Origin of the sequence: Frateuria aurantia DSM 6220 (assembly GCF_000242255.2) — a bacterium.
GTDB classification, from domain to species: Bacteria; Pseudomonadota; Gammaproteobacteria; order Xanthomonadales; family Rhodanobacteraceae; genus Frateuria; species Frateuria aurantia.
In genome coordinates, this window is sequence record NC_017033.1 from 3,526,455 (window position 1) to 3,546,130 (window position 19,676).

Here is a 19,676-nt window from a genome sequence, read left to right on the forward strand (position 1 = left end):
TCTTCAGATCAGCCCGGTCTGCTCCAGCTCCCGCTTCAGATAGGCATAGAAGATCGGCGCGGCGATCACGCCGGGCAGGCCGTAGATCGCTTCCATCGCCAACATTGCCAGCAACAGCTCCCAGGCCCGGGCATTGATGCGGCTTCCGACGATGCGGGCATTGAGGAAATACTCCAGCTTGTGCACAGCCACCAGATAGATCAGCGCCACCAGCCCCACCCATGAGGAAACCGACAGTGCCGCGACCACGATCATCACGTTCGAGATCAGGTTGCCGACCACCGGCAGCAGGCCGGCGATAAAGGTCAGGGCGACCAAAGTCTTGGCCAAAGGAATACTGACGCCGGCCAGCGGCAGCGCGATCAGTAGAAACACCGCGGTCAAGGCCGTATTGACCAGGGAAATCTTGATCTGGGCAAAGACAATCTGGCGAAAGGCCTGGGTCAGCTGGTGGCAACGCTCGGCCAGCGCCGCCGCCAGTGGCCGGCGCGGTGTGCTGGTACCGGACTGGCTGAGCGCGACAATCGCGCCCAGCAGCAGTCCCATAAAGACATGAACCAGACTGCGGGCCGCTTCGCGGCCGGCCAGCTGCAAGGCCGTAGCATGCTTGCGCGACAGGCTGGAGGCCATCTGGCGCAAATCGTCGACACTGTCGGGCAGATGATTGACCAGCACTCCCGGCAATTGCTGACGGGCCCGGTCCACCAGCGGCATGACCTGATCCTGCAGCAGGGTCTGGGGATTGCCGATCTCATGATGGTAGAAGCTGATGCCGCCCATGATCAGCAGCACGATCAGGCCCACCACCACCACGCCCAGAATCGCCACCACCACCGCACGGGCGCGGTCGCCCGAAATCCGGTGGCCCAGCCGGGGCGCCAGCGCCGTCACCAGTGTATAGACCAGCAGACCGGCCAGCAGACAGGGCAGCAGCTTGAACTGCATGATCAGCAGCAAGGTCCCGGCCGCCAGCAGGTAACTGGCAACGCGTACCGCGGTGGCAGGGGAGGGCGGCGCAGCAGAGAATCCGCTCATCGGGGCATCGTCATGTCAGAAGATATAGGCATGACCGCAGACTAGCAGTCCCGTCATGACAATGGTTGAACAGCCCTTGGAGACTCAGATCATCCTCCAGACTCACTCTTTTAAATCATAGTGTTAACCACTAACTTCTAAAGTGTTGCCTCAAGTATGGCCAGCGATTATCATGGCCGCGCTGCATGAGGCGTCCAGAACGAGGGATTGCAGCCATTTCCCCTCCGGCCCTGCCGGAATTGCCCCGTGCGGCCTGGAGCCCGCGGGGATTTTCTTTTGCGGCACGGCCATCCGGCCGCACAGGCCTTGTGGATTGGCCGGATCCCGTCTTACGCTGCCTGCTTGCAGCGGCGATCCGACCTCGGCGGCCGCCACTCACTCAATGAGAGTTTGTTATGAGCAAAGGATTTCTTCGCGCCTGGCTGCTGGCTGCCGTGCTGATGCTGGCAGCCTGCCACCACGCCGCTCCCGGCGAATCGGCGCCGCCTGGCGGGGCCAGCCCCACCGAGGCGGCCCAGCTGCTGGTCGACCGGCTCAAACACGATGATTTCATCGGCTATTGGCGCCAAGGGCTGCCGGCCGACGACTTCAAGACCATGCAGTCGGACTGGGCCCTGAGCCGGCAGATGCCGTCAACCCTGAAGCCGGCTGATCGCGAACGCATGAATGCCTGGCTGGCGCAGTTCGACGCCCCCCATGCCCAGAGCACGCTGCAGGCCGAATGGCTGCCGAAGCTGGCCGGCTACCAGCGGCAGTATGCCGATCAGCTGCCGATGCTGATGAGCGTGATGCAAATGGTGGCAGGCACGGCCATCGACCAGAGTGCAAGCCTGACCACCTCGGAAAAGGCCCCGCTGCACGATATCGTGGGTGCCGTCGGTCCCTGGGCGGCCAAGGCCCCCTGGTTCGATCCGGCCAAGGCCAGGCAGGGCATCGCCATCGCGGTGGCCACCGTCCAGGGACTTGGCATCAAGGACGTGCAGGTCCTTGGCAGCCTGGACTTCGATCAGGCCATGATCCGCTATGCAGCCTTTTTCAAGGGCCTGAAGCAGCTGCTGGCCCTGTACGGGCTGGATATCGATGCCAGTCTGGACTCGGTGCATGTCAGCGCCAGCCCCGTCGACGCCGATCATGCCCAGCTGAAGATCGACTATGTTTTGCTGGGTCATCCGATGTCGATCACCACTACCGCCGTGCGGATCGAGCAGCGCTGGTTCGTACTGAATCTGATCGACACCGTGCATGAAGCCCACCAGCGACTGCAGGCCTCGCCGGCCGATGCCGACAGCATCGGCCCGGCACCGACCGGAACGACCGGTGCCGCCGCCGTGGCGGCCTCGGCCGCGACACCGGCCTCCTCCGCCTCCAGCCATCGCTGACGCTACAATAGGCGCATGCAGAAAATGATTGGGGCAGATTACGGCGCACACCTCCCCTGGTGGTTCAGACTCGCCGCGCAGTTGCTTGAACCCTGGGTGCGCATCAAGCGCGACCCGGCCGAGCCCGCCACTCTGGTTCACCCCGACCAGCCGGTATGCTATATCGTCGAACGCGACGGATTCTCCGACGCACTGATTCTGGAGCGGGCCTGCCGCGAGGCGGGTCTGCCCAGCCCGATGCAGCCGATGCGTCTTGCCCGCCGGCGGCGTTCACTGATCAGCCTGAACAAGCGCGACGGTTGGTTGTTCGGCCGCAATCGCGGACGCCTGCCCCAGGAAGCACTGGGTCATCTGGCACATGCACTGGACCACACGCCGGACAGCGACATCCAGATTGTCCCGGTCTCGATCTACGTCGGCCGGGCACCCGCCCGATCCAGCGGCTGGTTCAGGGTCCTGTTCTCGGAAAACTGGGTGATGGTCGGTCGCACCCGCCGACTGCTGGCCGTGCTGCTCAACGGCCGCGACACGGTCGTGCACTTTTCGGCGCCGGTGTCGCTGCGGGCCGTGCTCGATGATGCCGACCGGAGCGATTCCAATCGCTTTGCGCGCAAGATGGCGAGGGTGCTGCGGACCCATTTCCGCCGCATCCGCGCCGCCGTGATCGGTCCCGACCTGTCGCATCGTCGTACCGTGGTCGATGCCGTGCTCAATGCCGGCCCGGTCCAGCAAGTGATCCAGCAGGTCGCGCACAAGGAAAAGGCTCCGATCGACAAGATCCTGAAACGGGCCCGGAGTTTCGCGGTGGAAATTGCCGCCGACTACTCGCACCCGGTGATCCGCTCGGTGTCTTTTCTGCTGTCCAATTTCTGGAACAAGCTCTACGACGGCATCGCCATGCATCACTTCGACAAGGCCCGCGCAGCAGCGCCCGGCCATGAAGTGGTCTATGTGCCCAGCCATCGAAGCCATGCCGATTATCTGCTGCTGTCCTATCAGCTGCATCATGCCGGCGTAGTGATCCCTCATATCGCCGCCGGCGTCAATCTGAACCTGCCCTTGGTCGGCCCCCTGCTGCGCCGTGGCGGCGCCTTCTTCATGCGTCGCAGCTTCACCGGCAATGCCTTGTATTCGGCTGTGTTCAAGGAATACCTGTCGCAGCTGATCGACCGCGGCGTGCCCATCGAGTATTTCATCGAAGGCGGGCGCTCGCGTACCGGTCGCCTGCTGGCACCCCGAGCCGGCATGCTGTCGATGACGATTCGCGCCTTTCTGCGCGCACCGCATCGCCCGGTACTGTTCCAGCCGGTCTATATCGGCTATGAGCGATTGATGGAGGGCAAGTCCTATATCGGCGAGCTGTCCGGCAAACCCAAGGAAAAGGAATCGCTGTGGGGGCTGATCGGCAGCCTGCGCGGCCTGATGAAGCAGCGTTTCGGCCATGTCACCCTCAATTTCGGCGAGCCGATCGAGCTGACTCCCCGACTGGATGCGGCCCACGCCGACTGGCGCCGGGCGGCGGCGGAAGATCCCGATGCCAAGCCGGAATGGCTGAACCATGTCGTGAACGGACTGGCCGAGCAGATCCAGGTCAATATCAACCGCTGCGCCGACGTCAATCCGATCAACCTGCTGGCGCTGATCCTGCTGGCCACGCCCAAGCATGCCATCAGCGAGAACGATCTGCTGGACCAGCTGGCCCTGTACAAGGCCCTGATCAGCGAACTGCCCTATTCGGACCGGGTCACCCTGACCCCGATGGAGCCAGCCGGCATCATCGCCTATGGCGAACAGATGGGCTGGATTCGCCGCGTCAAGCACAGCTTGGGCGATGTGCTGGTCACCGACGACGAAGCCGCGGTGCTGCTGTCCTACTTCCGCAACAACGTGCTGCACCTGCTCGCCGCCTCCTCATGGGTCGCCTGCTGCTTCATCAACAATCGGCGGATGTCGCGTGCCTCCATCCTGCGCCTGGGCCGCATCATCTTCCCCTTCATCCAGAGCGAGCTGTATCTGCCCAACGACGAGGAAGCCTTCAGCGACCAGTTGCAGCTGAGCATCGATTTCTACGTCGAACATGGTCTGCTGGAAGCCCAGGGCGATGGCCGGCTGCTTGAACGGGCACCTGGCGAAGATGACAGCACCTTCCAGTTGCGACTGGTGGCCCGCAATCTGCTTCAGGCCTTCGAGCGTTATTACATCACCCTGGCGACCCTGGTCCGCAGCGGCGAAGGCCGTCTGACAGCCTCCGAGCTGGAAAAATCCTGCACGCTGACCGCCCAGCGCCTGGGTCTGCTCAGCGAGCTGACCGCGCCGGAATTTTTCGACAAGGCCCTGTTCCGCGGCTTTATCCAGAAACTGCGCGAACACAAGGTGATCTGGGTCGGCGAAGAGAGCAAGCTCCACTTCGATGCCAGCCTGGGTGACCTGGCCGATGACGCCCGTCTGATCCTCAGCCGGGAAGTCCGTCACGCGATCCTGAAAATCGCCCAGGACAACAACGAAACCAGCCCCGAGCGGGAGGTTCCGGTACCGACCGGCGAAGACTGAGCCGGACCGGGACAGCTGCCCGGCTTGGCGCTACACTCGGGAATCCAGCCCCGACCGAGCCAAGCCATCATGCCAGCCTATCGCTCCCGCACCAGTACCCACGGCCGCAACATGGCGGGCGCCCGCGGACTCTGGCGAGCCACCGGCATGAAAGACGGCGATTTCGGCAAGCCCATCATCGCGATCGCCAATTCCTTTACCCAGTTCGTGCCGGGCCACGTCCATCTCAAGGACCTGGGCCAGCTGGTGGCCCGACAGATCGAGGCCGCCGGCGGCGTCGCCAAGGAGTTCAATACCATCGCCGTTGACGATGGCATCGCGATGGGACATGACGGCATGCTCTACAGCCTGCCCTCGCGCGAACTGATCGCCGACAGCGTCGAGTACATGGCCAATGCCCATTGTGCCGACGCCCTGGTCTGCATCTCCAATTGCGACAAGATCACTCCGGGCATGCTGATGGCCGCGCTGCGGCTGAACATCCCGGTGATCTTCGTCTCCGGCGGACCGATGGAAGCCGGCAAGGTCCAGCTCAAGGGCAAGACCGTGGCCCTGGACCTGGTCGATGCCATGGTCGCCGCCGCCGATGACCGGATCAGCGATGAAGAGGTCAGGACCATCGAGCGCTCGGCCTGTCCGACCTGCGGCTCCTGCTCGGGCATGTTCACCGCCAATTCCATGAACTGCCTGACCGAGGCCCTGGGTCTGGCTCTGGCCGGCAATGGCACCGTGGTGGCTACCCATGCCGATCGCAGGCGCCTGTTCGAGCAGGCCGGCGAGCAGATCGTGGCACTGGCCCGGCGCTGGTACGAGCAGGATGATGCCAGCGTGCTGCCCCGCTCCATCGCCAGCTTCCAGGCCTTCGAGAACGCGATCACCCTGGATATCGCCATGGGTGGCTCCACCAATACCGTGCTGCATCTGCTGGCCGCCGCGCATGCAGCCGGGGTCGATTTCACCATGCACGACATCGATCGCCTGTCGCGGCGCGTACCGGTACTCTGCAAAGTGTCGCCTGCCGTGGCCGATGTCCATATCGAAGACGTGCATCGCGCCGGCGGCATCATGGGCCTGCTGGCCGAACTGGACCGCGGCGGGCTGATCAATCGGGAGGTTTCGACCATCCACGGCCGCTGCCTGGGCGAGGTACTGGCCGAATGGGACGTGATCAGTCGCGACGATGAAGCCCTGCATGCCTTCTACCGAGCCTCGCCCGGCGGCATTCCGACCCAGACCGCCTTCAGCCAGTCACGTCGCTACGACAGCCTGGACCTGGATCGCGAACGGGGAGTGATCCGCAATATCGAACATGCCTTCAGCAAGGATGGCGGCCTGGCCGTGCTCTACGGCAATCTCGCCGAGGAAGGCTGCATCGTCAAGACCGCCGGCGTGGACGCCGGCATTCTGCGCTTCACAGGGCCGGCAAGAGTCTTCCACAGCCAGGACTCGGTGGTGGCCGCCATTCTGGGCGGTGCCATCAAGGCCGGCGACGTAGTCGTAATCCGCTATGAAGGCCCCAAGGGCGGCCCCGGCATGCAGGAAATGCTGTATCCGACCAGCTATCTGAAATCCAAGGGTCTGGGCAAAAGCTGCGCACTGATCACCGACGGCCGTTTTTCCGGCGGCACCTCGGGACTGTCGATAGGACATGTCTCGCCCGAAGCGGCCGAGGGCGGCGAGATCGGCCTGATCGAGGAAGGTGATCGCATCGAGATCGACATTCCCGCCCGGCGGATCCACATCGCCGTGGATGCAGCGGAGCTGGCGGCCCGCCGCGCGGCCATGGACGCCAGCCCCGATGGCTGGCAGCCGGGACCGCGCCCGCGCCGGATCAGCGCGGCACTGCAGGCCTATGCCGCTTTGACCACCAGCGCCGCTCGCGGTGCCGTCCGTGACGTCAGCCAACTGCAACCCCGCGTCCGTCGCTGACGGCCATGATGAGCCTGCTGACAAAACCCAAACCCGCAGCCGTTCCAGCCTCGTGTAGCATGCAACCATGAGCAAAGATAATTCGACGACCCATTTCGGCTTTCGCGACGTCCCGGTCGGCGACAAGCAACGGCTGGTTGGCGAGGTATTCACCTCGGTTGCCGGCAATTACGACTTGATGAACGATCTGATGTCGATGGGCATCCATCGGCTCTGGAAGCGCCATTTCGCCCTGGTCAGCGGCGTTCGTCGTGGCGATCGGGTGCTGGATCTGGCCGGCGGCACCGGCGATATCGCCGCGCTGCTGCTGCCGCTGGTCGGCAAGGATGGCGAAATCGTGGTCGGTGACATCAATGCCGCCATGCTCGAAGTCGGCCGTGACCGCCTCACCGACCGCGGCCTGGTCGACGGCCTGTGCTGGGCGCGCATGAATGCCGAGATGCTGCCCTTCCCCGATACCAGCTTCGATGCGGTGACCATGGTCTTCGGGCTGCGCAACGTCACCAACAAGGCGGCGGCACTGGCCGATATCTACCGCGTGCTGAAACCGGGTGGCCGCGCTCTGATCATGGAATTCTCCAAGGTCAAATCGCCTCTGCTCAGCAAGCTGTACGACTTCCATTCCTTCAAGGTGCTGCCACGGCTTGGCCAGCTGTTTGCCGGTGACGCGGACAGCTACCAATATCTGGCCGAATCGATCCGCAAGCATCCCGACCAGGAAGGCATGCGCGAACTGATGAACGAAGCGGGTTTTGACCGGGTCGATGTCCGCAACCTGAGCCACGGCATCGTCGCCATCCATCGGGGCTACAAGTTCTGAAGACCACGGCGACGACTCATGTCGTCGCCATCACGGCAGCCGTCGCGCGATTCCGGATCTGTTAGGGATCACCCTGCTAGCTTGCCGCCGACCGGATCCGCCAGCGAGTGAAGCTCATGCCTGGCATGGCCGGCATGACCGGGCGCGGTTCCCAGCGTCAGGGGGTTTGGATTCACTCCGGATTGGCAGCTCAAGCTTATGAATGCGATGGTTCCCCCGCCGCCGGCCGTGCCGACTGATATCCGTCCGGCTCCCGGCCGGTCGCAGCAGCGGTTCGTGGCCCTGGAATGGCTGCGCTTCGGTCTCGGCCTGTATATCGTCCTGTTCCACACCATTTACCATTACGGCGCAAGCTGGCCGTGGGCGCACTATCTCAGCGACCTGGGCTTCTTCTCCACCAGCACCTTCTTCGTGCTGTCGGGCTTTTTGCTGACCCATGTCTATCTGCGCCCGCAACCGGATGGCGACTTCGCCATGCGCGAATCGAGCCGCAGCTTCCTGATAAAGCGCATCGCCAATCTCTATCCCATCCATATCGGTGCGATCCTGATCACCGCGGCCGTGCTGTGCCTGCTGGCCTGGATGCGAATCACCCCGGACGATGCGGCCCATGCCTCGATCCGCTTCGTCATCTATGACGTCAACGACGGAAGCCCCATCGAAAAGCTCTACCACATGCTGGGCAATGCCGAGCTGTTCCGCGCCGTGGTCATGAACCTGACCATGCTGCAGGCATGGAATCCTTATTACCTGACCTTCAATGCGCCCGCCTGGTCGATCTCGACCCTGCTGTTCTTCTATATCTGCTTCCCCTGGGTCGCACCGCGACTGCACCGGCTGCGCAAACCGCTGCTGGCCATCGCCGTGTTCAACCTGATCTATCTGCTGTTTCCCCTGACAGCCATCCTCACCCATCAGTACGGCATGCCGGTAACCGGCGTCCTGCATCGCAACCCGCTGGTCCGTCTGCCGGAGTTCCTGTGCGGCATTCTGCTATGCACCTACTACCATCGACAGGTGAGTCAGGGGCGCTCGCTGTCAGGCGCAGGCGCCTTCCTCTGCGCAGGCTGGATCGTGTTCAACCTGCTGGCCGCCAGCTGGCTGCTGCATCGCGGTGCCGCCTTCTATTTTCTGCTGCATGACGGCCTGATGCTGTCGGCCCAGCTGTGCCTGCTGTATCTGTTCCTGTTTCTGCCCTCGCCACGCAGCGAGCGATGGCAGCGGATCGCCACCCGCTTCGGCGGCGCCTCGCTGCCGATGTTCGCCCTGCATGTGCCGCTGTATCTGCTGTTCTCGCGGATCGAGATGGTGCTGGCCGGCCAGCCCGGCCTGTGCCGACAGAGTCTGCGCCGCTGCTTCGATGCCGCCGGCCATGTCTCGCCCCTCTGGTACGGACTGTATCTGCTGCTGACCGTGCTGTTCTGTCTGTTTTTTCAGGAACGGGTCGTGGTGCCGGTCCGTCGGACATTGCAGGACTGGCTGCTGCCGATGGCAGGAAGCAGGTGCAGGCCACGCTCGGAAGCCACCTGAACAGCAGCTCGGCCCTCCCCCTCTCGGTCGGGCCTCATGCCCCGACAGCTGGCCGCCGGATCCGCAGGACCGGCGGCAGAAGATCAGCGAAGCGGACTCAGGAGTTCGGGCCGGGGGTCCAGCCACTGGGCGCATCCAGCGGAATGTTCTGGTTGCGCAGTGCCGAATAGATCAGGCTCATTTCAGTCCCGCCGGTATGCACCAGGCCCAGCAGGTACTGGGCCAGAGCCGGGTCGGTCTGGGCCTTGGCCGACAAGACGGCAAAATTCTGGACCTGCCATACCAGGCTGTTCCAGGCCCGCCTGGCCTCTTCCTGCTCGTTGGCATCATCGGAAAGGGTCTGACGCAGATGCAGGCCCAGCGAACGTGCCAGCGGACTGCTGGCCCAATCCAGCACCTTGGCCAGCTTCAGGCAATCAGCCTTGATCGAGGCATCCGAGGCATTCTTTTCGCAATAATCGGCCACCACCGGCAGCACCGGACGCGGCAAGGTCTCGCCCACGCTGGAAACCAGCAGATAGATCACCCCGGCAGCACTGCCGCCCTTGGCCGCGTCATAAGTGGCCGGTGGCGGTGGCAGGATCGCCGCGGCCGAGGCCAGAGCCCCCTTGCTGGCCCCGACATAATCGTCATAAGTGGCCGAGGCCGCCGCCTTGGCCAGATCGGCACGCGCAGCATCGCCACGCATGTCCTGACGATCCTGGCCCAGTTTCAACAGCCAGCCGGCGGCATTGTCGGGCGCCTGCTCCAACAGGTGATCCAGGGCTTCGCTGCGGGGGCAATCCCGGATCTTGGGATCACAGTCCACCAACTGCTCCCAGGTCACATACGGCCCGGCTCCCGGTGCCCTGGCGGCACGGCCGAGCAAGGCCGGAAACTTGGCGGCCAGTGATTCATCATTCAACGCACGAGCCATTTCGGCGGCCGCCAGCAAGGGCGAGGCTTCCGCCCGCAGGGCCAGCAGGCTGATCAGATCATGCTGGAAGCCACGCAGTGCCTGCTGCGCCGTCGGCTTGGACACCGTGGCCGGATGGGCCTTGTGCCGCTCCGCCGCCTGGGCGGCGGCGGTCGTCGCACCCGCGACGGCGATGGCAAGACTCGCGATCACGCGCCAAGTTTTCATCCACTACTCCTGATCGGACCGCGTCGGCCCACAAACCGGTGATCCTAACGCTTTCAAGCTGAAAGCCCGCCGAGCCACCCGCGATGGCGGCCCGGCGGAAGACTTATTCGCCGAAAGCCTCGCGCATGAATTCAGGCTGGGCCAGCGCGCCGCGGTGGACTTCGGCGTTGTAGTAGCGCGTGGTGAAGTTCTTGCTCATGGCGCCGCGCTCGCGGAAGTCCGCCAGATCCCCCCCCTTGCGGGCCATGGTGCAGCTCCACCAGCCGGTGGGATAGCAAGGTTGCGGGAAAGACAAGGTCCGCACCGCCGCGAAATTGGCGGTACGCATCGCCGCACGCATGGCCTTGATCAGCTCCAGATGGGCCAGCGGCGACTCGCTCTGCTGGACCAGGATGCCGCCATGCCGCAGTGCCTTGTAGCAGCTGGCGTAGAAGGCGGCATTGAACAGGCCTTCGGCCGGACCGACCGGATCGGTGGAGTCGACAATGATCAGATCGATCGATTCCGGCTCGGCCTCGGCCATGTACTTGATGCCGTCGATAAACAGCAGCTCGGCACGCGGATCCCCGTTGGAATCGCACAGTTCAGGGAAATACTGCTCAGCCAGGCGGGTGACCCGCTCGTCGATCTCGACCTGGATCGCCTGCTCGACTTCTTCATGCTTGAGCACTTCGCGCAGGGTTCCGCAGTCACCGCCGCCGATGATGACCACGCGCTTGGCACGGGCATGAGTGAACAAGGCCGGGTGGGTCATCATCTCGTGATAGAGGAAATTGTCGCGCCCGGTCAGCATGACGCAGCCGTCGATCACCATCAGGTTGCCCCAATCGGTGGTCTGGTAGATCTCGATGGTCTGCCACGGTGTTTTTTCCGCGTGCAGCTGACGCTCGATGCGGAACCCGATGGAGGACCCGGACGCTTGATGGGCCTCGGTGTACCAGCTGGACTGCGACATGAAGTATTTCCTGAAGGTCAAAAGTCGAAAAGCAATTGATAATGATAGCAAATCGGGCCCGTCTGGTGGCAGCGGCAACAGCTTCGCCGTCGCACCCCGCTCGCACATCCCGATCAGAGCCGATTACACTTGCAATCCTGAGGCTCCAGTCGCACTGGAACGCCAAGACTCCGCCGTTGCCGTGGGTCCCTGCCCCCGGCAACGGCGCGGCCGCCACCGTTTCCATCGCAGCCTGGCCTGCGCGTGACCCGAGATTAAGTGAGATACCCATGACCACTCGCTGGAGCATTGACGCCGCTCGTTACACCTACGCGGTTCCGCATTGGGGCGACGGCTATGTCGACATCAATGATGCGGGCGAAATCACGGTCCGCCCGCAAGGCGACCGCGGTCCCACGCTGCGTCTGCCGGAACTGGTCGAAGAGGCCCGGGCCCAGGGCCTGCGCCTGCCCTTGCTGGTGCGTTTTCCCGACATCCTGATCGATCGGCTGCGCCGGCTGCAGGCCGCCTTCATCAAGGCGACCCGGGAATGGGATTATGCCGGCGGCTATACCGCCGTGTTCCCGATCAAGGTCAATCAGCAGCGCAGCGTCTCCGGCGAGCTGGCCGAGCGCGGCGGCCCCGGCTTTGGCCTGGAAGCCGGCTCCAAGCCCGAGCTGATGGCCGTGCTGGCGATGGCCCGACCGGGCAGTATCGTGATCTGCAACGGCTACAAGGATCGCGAGTACGTCCGCCTGGCCCTGATCGGCCTGAAGCTAGGCGTGAGGGTGCATATCGTCATCGAGAAGCCCTCCGAGCTGGACCACGTACTGGCCGAGGCCAGCGACCTGGGCATCGAGCCGTTGCTGGGCGTGCGCGTCCGACTGGCCTCCATCGGTGCCGGCAAGTGGCAGAACACGGGCGGCGACAAGGGCAAATTCGGTCTGTCGCCCAGCCAGGTGCTGGATCTGATCGGCCGGCTGGACCAGGTCGGGCTGAAGCATACCCTGCGCCTGCAGCATTTCCACATGGGTTCGCAGATTTCCAATGTCCGCGATATTGCCTCCGGCATGCGCGAGGCCAGCCGCTATTACGTCGAGCTGTGCCGGCTGGGCGTGCCGCTGCAGATTGTCGACGTCGGTGGCGGCCTGGGCGTGGATTACGAGGGTTCGCGCTCGCGCAGCCACAACTCGATCAACTATTCGATCGAACAATACGCCGCAACCATCGTCCAGTCCCTCGCCGAAGCTTCCGCCGAGGCCGGCCTGCCTGCACCGCATATCGTTACCGAGGCCGGTCGGGCCATGACCGCCCACCATGCCGTGCTGGTGGTCAATGTCACCGAGGTCGAGCCCTGCCCGGCGGGTGCCGCGGAAACTCCGGCCGGAGATGAGGAGGAAGCGCCGGTGCTTCGCCGGCTGCGGGAAACCTATGCCGAGCTGGGCCAGCGCCCGCCGCTGGAGCTGTTCCACGAAGCGCAGCACCACCTGCAGGAGGGTCAGACCCTGTATGCCCTTGGCCAGCTCAGCCTGGCCGAACGTGCTCGTCTCGACGACCTCTACTACGCCATCGCCAATGCGGTGCGTTCGCGGCTGTTGCCGGCCGAGCGCGCTCATCGCCAGGTCATGGACGAACTCGACGAAAAACTGGTCGACAAGTATTTCGTCAATTTTTCGGTATTTGAATCGGTGCCTGATATCTGGGCGATCGAGCAGATCTTCCCGATCGCTCCGATCCACCGTCTGGATGAAGAGCCCACCCGCCGGGGCGTGATCGTCGACCTGACCTGCGACTCGGACGGACGCATCGACCACTATGTCGATGCCGAGGGCATTGACGTCAGTCTGCCCCTGCACTCGCTGCGTCCTGCCGAACCCTACCGGCTGGGCATCTTCATGGTGGGTGCCTACCAAGAAACCCTGGGCGACATCCACAATCTGTTCGGTGATACCGATGCCGTCAACGTCAAGGTCGACGGTGACGGCCACGTGTTCTCCCATCTGCGGCGCGGCGATACCACGGATCTGATGCTGGACTATGTCGGCTACGATCTCGACCGCCTGCGTGAAGTCTACCGGCAGCGCATCGTCGAGGCCGGGCTGGCGGACAACGAAGCGACCCGGCTCTATCAGGATCTGGACCGTGGCCTGACCGGCTACACCTACCTGGCCGAAGCCTGAGAGTCACCCCGTCTGATCAGCGTACATCGGCATGACGACTCCCGCGGGCCGGGGCCTCATGCCGGGCAAGTCCGCGCCCTTGGCTGATCAGGACATCGGACCGGAACAAGCCTAAAGAGACCTTCACCCAGGCCTCGATATCCAGCGAACCCTTGCCCCCCTTCCATGCGGGGATCGCCAGTCGCCGATGCCCGCCTCCTTCGCGGGCACCTCTCAGACCAGCCGCTGACCGCCGGGATGATCCGTGCCGGCGGCATGTGTCGCCGCCCTGCCGATGGCGGCCCGGACAAGGCATCCCATACGGAGGCATGTCCACCACTGTGCGCGATCAAAAGCAAGCACCCACTCCCCGCCATACATGAGTCATATTGACGCATGCGCTGCAGGTTTGCTTCTATCGCGCATGTCCACTGCCCTGCCCGGCACCGCCACTTCCTAACTCCCTGTCATCAAAGGCCGTTTGCCGTGCCCCCGACTTTCGATCCACCGTCGGGATCATGAAAATCAAGGCGTCTTTACGTCCATATCATGCAATGTCCTCTTCAAACACCCGCGGGTCCCGGCTGGACATATCTTCCGATTCAGGTATGTTGATGAAAACAAACAACTGATCAGTCTGCCACGTATCGATGGCCGAGACGATCTACGTCCATTCGCATTGATGGACGAAGGCAGTCACATGACTGCATTGCGGCGCATATGGGTGCCAGCATCCTGAAGCGGTCATCCACATGGATGTCGGCTCTTCTTCGAATATCTCTGACAATATCCAAACGCATAGAGGTCCAAACGTTTTGAACAGCAGAGTCGAATCAATTTCATCACAGTCACCTGAAAACGAGGGCATGTCACCTGCCTCGTTCATGCGGGTCATTGCCGCCATATCAGCCATAGCTGGCGGCCTGTACGGCTACGATACCGGCATCATATCAGGCGCCCTGCTGCAGATATCCCGTGATTTCTCGCTGGGATCGACCGGCTCGGAGCTGGTGGCTTCCGCCATTCTGATCGGTGCAGTCATCGGATCGCTCGCATGTACCCGGATGTCGGCCACGCTGGGACGGCGACGCACGATCATGATCGTAGCCGCGATATACACCTTCGGCGTGATTGCCTGTTCGCTGTCACCCAATGCCTGGGCACTGGCCATTGCGCGCCTGATTCTCGGCTTTGCCGTTGGTGGCTCGACCCAGATCGTGCCGACCTATATCGCCGAACTGGCGCCTCCCGAAATGCGCGGCCGGCTGGTGACCTATTTCTGTGTGTCGATCGGACTGGGCATTCTGGCCGCCGCCATCGTCGGCGTGGCCCTGCAGGATGTCTTCACCTGGCGCTGGATGATCGGCATTGCCGCCCTGCCTTCGCTGCTGCTGCTGCTGGGCATGACCCGGCTGCCCTTCAGCCCTCGCTGGCTGGTCGAGCAGGATCGTGTCCGCGAAGCTCGCGAGACCTTGCTTCAGGTCCGCGAGACGCCGCAGGAAGTGCGGGAAGAAATGGCCGACATCAAGGATGTGTTCGCCCGCAAGGCCGCCGCCGCCGATCACGGCTGGCGCGGACTGCTGCAACCCTGGGTCCGCCCGGCCCTGGTCGCCGGCCTGGGGGTCGCCGCGTTCACCCAGCTGACCGGCATCGAGATGATGATCTATTACACCCCGACCTTCCTGTCCAAGGCCGGCTTCGGTCATGGTGCCGCTCTGTACGCCGCGCTGGGCGTGGCCATCGTCTATCTGGTGATGACCTTCACCGGAAAGATGATCGTCGATCATGTAGGCCGTCGTCATCTGCCGATGTATACCCTGCCCTTTGCCGCGCTGGCCCTGTTCGGCATGGCCGCGGTGTTCCAGTGGAATCTGGGCGGCCATTACCATGGTGCCCTGGTGGTGACCTGCCTGCTGGTCTACATGTGCTTCAATTCCGTCGGGATCCAGGCCGTCGCCTGGCTGCTTGGTTCGGAAGTCTATCCCCTGAGCATCCGCGACAAGGCCACCGGCGCGCATTCGGCTACGCTGTGGGGTGCCAACGTGCTGTGCACCGCGACGGCCCTGACCATGGTCGACACCCTGGGTGTCGGTGGCGCGATGGTCGTCTATGGCCTGCTCAACGTGGTCGGCTTCATCTTCGTGGTGCGCTGCCTGCCGGAAACGGCCGGGCGCAGCCTGGAGCAGATCGAGCGCGCCCTCAAAGAGGGCACGTTCGACCCGAAACACATGAACAAGGTCCTGCGAGGCCCCGCCGCTGCACAGACCGGCACCTGAACGGACATCGCCCGGAGAAGGGGCCGCAACAGTCAAGCCAGCCACATCAGGCTTGATGATCCGCACCCAAGGGGGCCGGCCATGCCGGCCCCCTTGTCAGTTCGGGACTGGACCTGCCGCGCAGGTCCAGTCTATAAATGTATGGCGATATGTAGGTGAACTCATCGGGTAACTGCTCATACGACGGACGATCAGGCATCGTCGCTTCAGAGGAGGTTTCGCGGTATGGATTCGGATTCGCAGTACAAGTCACCCACGACATCATTGTCAGCCTCGGGCTACATGACCATGATCGCCTCGATCGCAGCGATTGCCGGCGGTCTCTACGGTTATGACACCGGCATCATTTCCGGGGCACTGGGTCAGATCTCTCATGACTTTTCGTTGTCCCATGTCGGCGAGGAACTGGTCACCGCCGCCATTCTTGCCGGTGCCGTGATCGGCTCGCTGGTCTGTACCCAGCTCTCGGCAGGTATCGGGCGGCGCCGGACCATCATGGTGGTGGCATCGGTGTACGTGATCGGGGTGCTGGCCGCGGCAGCATCGCCCAATGCCTGGTTGCTGGGCATCTCGCGACTCGTTCTCGGCTTTGCCGTCGGCGGCTGCACCCAGATCGTGCCGACCTATATTGCCGAACTGGCGCCGCCGGACAAGCGCGGACGTCTGGTCACCTATTTCAACGTATCGATCGGCGTCGGGATTCTGATCGCCGCATTGGTCGGTTTCGGACTGCAGGATCGCTGGAGCTGGCGGATCATGATCGGGGTCGCGGTCATTCCCTCGCTGGGTCTGCTGCTGGGCATGACCAAGCTGCCGTTTTCGCCGCGCTGGCTGGTGGAGCAGGACGAGATCGATGCCGCTCGCCAGGCCTTGATGCAAGTGCGCGAAACCCGCCAGGAGGTCCGCGAGGAGATCCGGGATATCCAGTCCATACAGGCCGAGAAAGAGCAGGCGTCAGGCCTGGGCTGGGGCGGTCTTGCCCAGGCCTGGGTCCGCCCCGCCCTGATCGCCGGATTGGGCGTGGCCGCGTTCACCCAGTTGTCGGGCATCGAGATGATGATCTACTACACTCCGACATTTCTGTCCGATGCCGGCTTCGGCCATTCCGCCGCCCTGTTGGCCAATGTCGGTGTCGCGGTGGTGTATCTGACCATGACCTTCTGCGGCAAGCTGATCGTCGACCGCGTCGGTCGCCGGCATCTCGCGTTGTGGACAGCTCCCTTCGCCGCGCTTGCGCTGTTCGTGATGGGCGCGGTGTTCAAGTTCGATCTGGGCGGAGCCTGGCATGGCCAGCTGGTGGTGGCCTGCCTGCTGACCTATATGCTGTTCACCTCGATCGGCATCCAGGTCATCGGCTGGCTGATCGGCTCGGAAATCTATCCGCTGGGCATCCGCGACAAGGCCACCGGCCTGCATTCGGCCATGCTGTGGGGCTCCAACCTGTTGCTGACCGTGACGGCACTCAGCATGACCCACTGGCTGGGCGTGGGTGGTGCCATGGTGGTCTATGGCCTGCTCAACGTGGCCGGTTTTCTGTTCGTGCTGCGACGGGTCCCCGAAACGGCCGGACGCAGTCTGGAAGATATCGAACAAGCCCTCAAGGATGGCAGCTTCCTGCCTGGCAGGCACAGGGGGTGAAATCAGAGGCGGCCCTGTTCGGGGCCGCCCCCGGTCAGACCCGATGCGCGTGGCCGGGCGTATGGTCCAGCGCAGCGCCGCGATCGGCCAGCATCACATGCAGCAGATGAATCATGCTGCGGATCCGGATGCAATTGGCATCATCGCTCTCCGGATACTCAGCCACCCAGGCCTGTTCGGCCTGCAGCAGCAGTGAATAGGCCAGCTCACGCTCGGGATCGCCCGGATGCTCGAACCAGGCGCCCAGCGCATCCACACCGCGCCGGACCCGTTCCACCAGCCCCGGCGGCCAGCTGCCCCGGCGCAGGTCATGCCGCAGATCCAGTGCGCAGCGACCCAGTCCATGCACGGTCTGGGCCCAGTCCAGAACATGCCGTGTCTGCCGCTTGGTCATCGCCGGATAGGCCAGCAAGGCATACAGCTGATCGCGGCTGCCACTCTCGAAAGCCGCCGTCAGACCCTCCAGCGGCGCACTGCAGGCACGGACCGCATAACGACGCAGACCCAGCAACATGCGGCGCTGTTGCCATTGGCTGCTGGCCGGAATCAGCACCGCGAAACCCAGGGTCGCCATCGAAACCCCGAACAGATTGCCCAGTACCGTATTGATGAAATGCGCCATGTCGTAATGCATGGTGCCGGTCAGCGACATCGACGATGTCAGCATGATGTTGTAGCCGGCACCCATCGCGGCATACTTCGGCTGGGTCAGCAGCCAGGCCCCCAGGGCCAGACAAGGGGCCATCACCACGCCCAGCATGGCAAAGCTGTCCAGCTCGGGCAGCAGCACGCTGTAGCAAAGGGCCGCTACCGGAAAGGCCAGCAGAAATCCACGCCAGACCAGCTTGAGAGCGGCTACCGGCTGCGGTGAAATCGCGAACAGACCACTCAGCATCAAGGCATAGATCATCGCCCCGATGCCCGAGTCCCATTCGGTCTGGATCCAGAACAAGGCGGTGACCAGCACGACCAGCATGGTGCGCAGGCCGGCGGCCAGACCCATCAGATTGTCACGATGATGATGAAAACTGTGACTGGCCGTGGCCTCGTCCGACTGGGTGGGCGGAATCGCCAGCAGGGGTACGGAGCCACCCTTGAGATGTACCTGGGCTTCGGTATAACGCCACAGCTCCAGCAGCAGCTGGTCCAGCAGCTCGGCACAGATGTCATAATCCATGGCCGCCGACTCGCTGCTTGCACGCAGTTCGACTCGCTCCTCGATGACCTCGTCGAGCAGACGCCCGCGCATCTGCGCAAGCTGGTGCATCAGCTCCAGCAGGCCGGGCACATGGTCCGGTGCCGCCGACTCGGGCAGGATCTCGGCCAGCTCGCGATAGCGCACCCAGACCTTGCGGATCACCAGATCCAGCTCGAGGCCACGGGGACTGTCGGCGGCTACCGAGGCCCGTTCACGGTAGAGATGGGCCATCCAGCGATGCAATCGCTGCAGACCGGTACCCGACTCCATGAAACGCCAGTTGAGACGCAGCAAGACACTGTTGTGGGCCCGCAATTCGGGACTCTCGAAAATCGCCGAACTGCGCCGGTTCTCCAGAACCACGGCATCGCTGACGAAACCGCGGAAAGCCGAGTCCAGCTCCTTGTCCGAGGAATCTCCGATCAGGGCATGACGGCAGAAATTCACCATCCGCGCATATTGGGCATCCAGCTCGCGCAACATGATGTCGCGCAACGGTTTGGGAAACAGGCCGTCGCTGATGAAGCCGGCACTGAGAATGCCCAGCATCACTTCGGACACGCGTGCCACCGCACGATCGAAGACCTGGGTCGGATCATTCACGGCAGGCAGGCCGATGATGCAGGCGGTGTAGCCGGCCAGAACATAGGCATAGGCGGCAAAATTGCGATTTCGCTGGGCCTCGGCGACACAGACCCCCAGCCAGACCGACAGCCCCAGCAGAAACAGAACCCGTTCCTGCGGCACCAGCGCATACAAGCCCAGGGTGGCCAGCGCCCCGACCACGGTACCGATCGCGCGGTAGAAACTCTTGGCCAGGACCAGACCGGACTGGGGATTGACCACCAGCAGCACGGTCAGCAAGGTGATCGAGGGATCGGGCAGGTCCAGGCGCATCGCCAGCCACAGGCCGACCAGACCGGCGGCGATCACCTTGACGATGAATGTCGCTGCCGAGCGATAAGCCGGTTCAGGCCACGCCGGTTGCAGCAGGCGGGCGGCTGCCTGCCACGAAGAAGGTATGATCTGAGGCATCGCCATCGCCGCCGGCCGTCAATCCGGCCAGCTGGTTCATCCCGTCCATCTCGTTGACCTCGCCCCCGCC

At 63.5% G+C, this 19,676-nt stretch carries 12 protein-coding genes; 8 read left to right on the plus strand and 4 right to left on the minus strand.

What is annotated here, in order from left to right; all coding sequences use genetic code 11:
• Window positions 1-3: 3 nt before the first annotated feature.
• Entirely contained in the window at window positions 4-1,035 is a 1,032-nt protein-coding gene (locus tag FRAAU_RS15965) for an AI-2E family transporter (protein ID WP_014404558.1), read from the minus strand.
• A gap of 395 nt (window positions 1,036-1,430) precedes the next feature.
• Between FRAAU_RS15965 and FRAAU_RS15970 the strand changes: the two genes are divergently transcribed.
• From FRAAU_RS15970 to FRAAU_RS15990, 5 genes are all read left to right on the plus strand, one after another.
• Complete coding sequence (locus FRAAU_RS15970; protein WP_014404559.1) at window positions 1,431-2,414, plus strand: hypothetical protein; 984 nt, start codon at window positions 1,431-1,433, stop codon at window positions 2,412-2,414.
• A gap of 24 nt (window positions 2,415-2,438) precedes the next feature.
• The gene (plsB, locus tag FRAAU_RS15975) at window positions 2,439-4,964 is read left to right on the plus strand and encodes a glycerol-3-phosphate 1-O-acyltransferase PlsB (RefSeq protein ID WP_014404560.1); all 2,526 of its coding nucleotides are present in this window, start codon (window positions 2,439-2,441) and stop codon (window positions 4,962-4,964) included.
• 69 nt (window positions 4,965-5,033) lie between these two features.
• Window positions 5,034-6,893, plus strand: coding sequence for a dihydroxy-acid dehydratase (gene ilvD / locus FRAAU_RS15980; RefSeq protein WP_014404561.1), 1,860 nt, complete (start codon window positions 5,034-5,036; stop codon window positions 6,891-6,893).
• A gap of 67 nt (window positions 6,894-6,960) precedes the next feature.
• On the plus strand, window positions 6,961-7,713 hold the full coding sequence (gene ubiE, locus FRAAU_RS15985; RefSeq protein WP_014404562.1) for a bifunctional demethylmenaquinone methyltransferase/2-methoxy-6-polyprenyl-1,4-benzoquinol methylase UbiE: 753 nt from the start codon (window positions 6,961-6,963) through the stop codon (window positions 7,711-7,713).
• A gap of 198 nt (window positions 7,714-7,911) precedes the next feature.
• Window positions 7,912-9,243, plus strand: coding sequence for an acyltransferase family protein (locus tag FRAAU_RS15990; RefSeq protein WP_014404563.1), 1,332 nt, complete (start codon window positions 7,912-7,914; stop codon window positions 9,241-9,243).
• A 97-nt stretch (window positions 9,244-9,340) separates the two neighbouring features.
• Here the strand turns inward: FRAAU_RS15990 and FRAAU_RS15995 are convergent, their stop codons facing one another.
• Entirely contained in the window at window positions 9,341-10,366 is a 1,026-nt protein-coding gene (locus FRAAU_RS15995) for a hypothetical protein (RefSeq protein ID WP_014404564.1), read from the minus strand.
• Window positions 10,367-10,469: 103 nt separating this feature from the next.
• A complete protein-coding gene (gene speE / locus FRAAU_RS16000) occupies window positions 10,470-11,321 on the minus strand; it encodes a polyamine aminopropyltransferase (protein ID WP_014404565.1) in 852 nt (283 codons plus the stop codon).
• Window positions 11,322-11,590: 269 nt separating this feature from the next.
• Between speE and speA the strand changes: the two genes are divergently transcribed.
• The 3 genes from speA to FRAAU_RS16015 all read left to right on the plus strand — a co-directional run bounded on the left by speA (window position 11,591) and on the right by FRAAU_RS16015 (window position 17,373).
• Entirely contained in the window at window positions 11,591-13,480 is a 1,890-nt protein-coding gene (speA, locus tag FRAAU_RS16005; RefSeq protein ID WP_014404566.1) for a biosynthetic arginine decarboxylase, read from the plus strand.
• An 845-nt stretch (window positions 13,481-14,325) separates the two neighbouring features.
• Entirely contained in the window at window positions 14,326-15,735 is a 1,410-nt protein-coding gene (locus tag FRAAU_RS16010; RefSeq protein ID WP_014404567.1) for a sugar porter family MFS transporter, read from the plus strand.
• Window positions 15,736-15,960: 225 nt separating this feature from the next.
• Window positions 15,961-17,373: a sugar porter family MFS transporter gene (locus FRAAU_RS16015; RefSeq protein WP_014404568.1), complete on the plus strand. Its 1,413-nt coding sequence runs from the start codon at window positions 15,961-15,963 to the stop codon at window positions 17,371-17,373.
• A gap of 34 nt (window positions 17,374-17,407) precedes the next feature.
• Here the strand turns inward: FRAAU_RS16015 and FRAAU_RS16020 are convergent, their stop codons facing one another.
• A complete protein-coding gene (locus FRAAU_RS16020) occupies window positions 17,408-19,606 on the minus strand; it encodes an FUSC family protein (RefSeq protein ID WP_014404569.1) in 2,199 nt (732 codons plus the stop codon).
• Between the last annotated feature and the right edge of the window lie 70 nt (window positions 19,607-19,676).

Bases quoted from the DNA above. Each gene is read 5' to 3' on its own strand.
- FRAAU_RS15965 (WP_014404558.1), bottom strand. From the start codon at position 1,035: ATGAGCGGATTCTCTGCTGCGCCGCCCTCCCCTGCCACCGCGGTACGC.
- FRAAU_RS15970 (WP_014404559.1), top strand. From the start codon at position 1,431: ATGAGCAAAGGATTTCTTCGCGCCTGGCTGCTGGCTGCCGTGCTGATG.
- plsB (WP_014404560.1), top strand. From the start codon at position 2,439: ATGATTGGGGCAGATTACGGCGCACACCTCCCCTGGTGGTTCAGACTC.
- ilvD (WP_014404561.1), top strand. From the start codon at position 5,034: ATGCCAGCCTATCGCTCCCGCACCAGTACCCACGGCCGCAACATGGCG.
- ubiE (WP_014404562.1), top strand. From the start codon at position 6,961: ATGAGCAAAGATAATTCGACGACCCATTTCGGCTTTCGCGACGTCCCG.
- FRAAU_RS15990 (WP_014404563.1), top strand. From the start codon at position 7,912: ATGAATGCGATGGTTCCCCCGCCGCCGGCCGTGCCGACTGATATCCGT.
- FRAAU_RS15995 (WP_014404564.1), bottom strand. From the start codon at position 10,366: ATGAAAACTTGGCGCGTGATCGCGAGTCTTGCCATCGCCGTCGCGGGT.
- speE (WP_014404565.1), bottom strand. From the start codon at position 11,321: ATGTCGCAGTCCAGCTGGTACACCGAGGCCCATCAAGCGTCCGGGTCC.
- speA (WP_014404566.1), top strand. From the start codon at position 11,591: ATGACCACTCGCTGGAGCATTGACGCCGCTCGTTACACCTACGCGGTT.
- FRAAU_RS16010 (WP_014404567.1), top strand. From the start codon at position 14,326: ATGTCACCTGCCTCGTTCATGCGGGTCATTGCCGCCATATCAGCCATA.
- FRAAU_RS16015 (WP_014404568.1), top strand. From the start codon at position 15,961: ATGGATTCGGATTCGCAGTACAAGTCACCCACGACATCATTGTCAGCC.
- FRAAU_RS16020 (WP_014404569.1), bottom strand. From the start codon at position 19,606: ATGCCTCAGATCATACCTTCTTCGTGGCAGGCAGCCGCCCGCCTGCTG.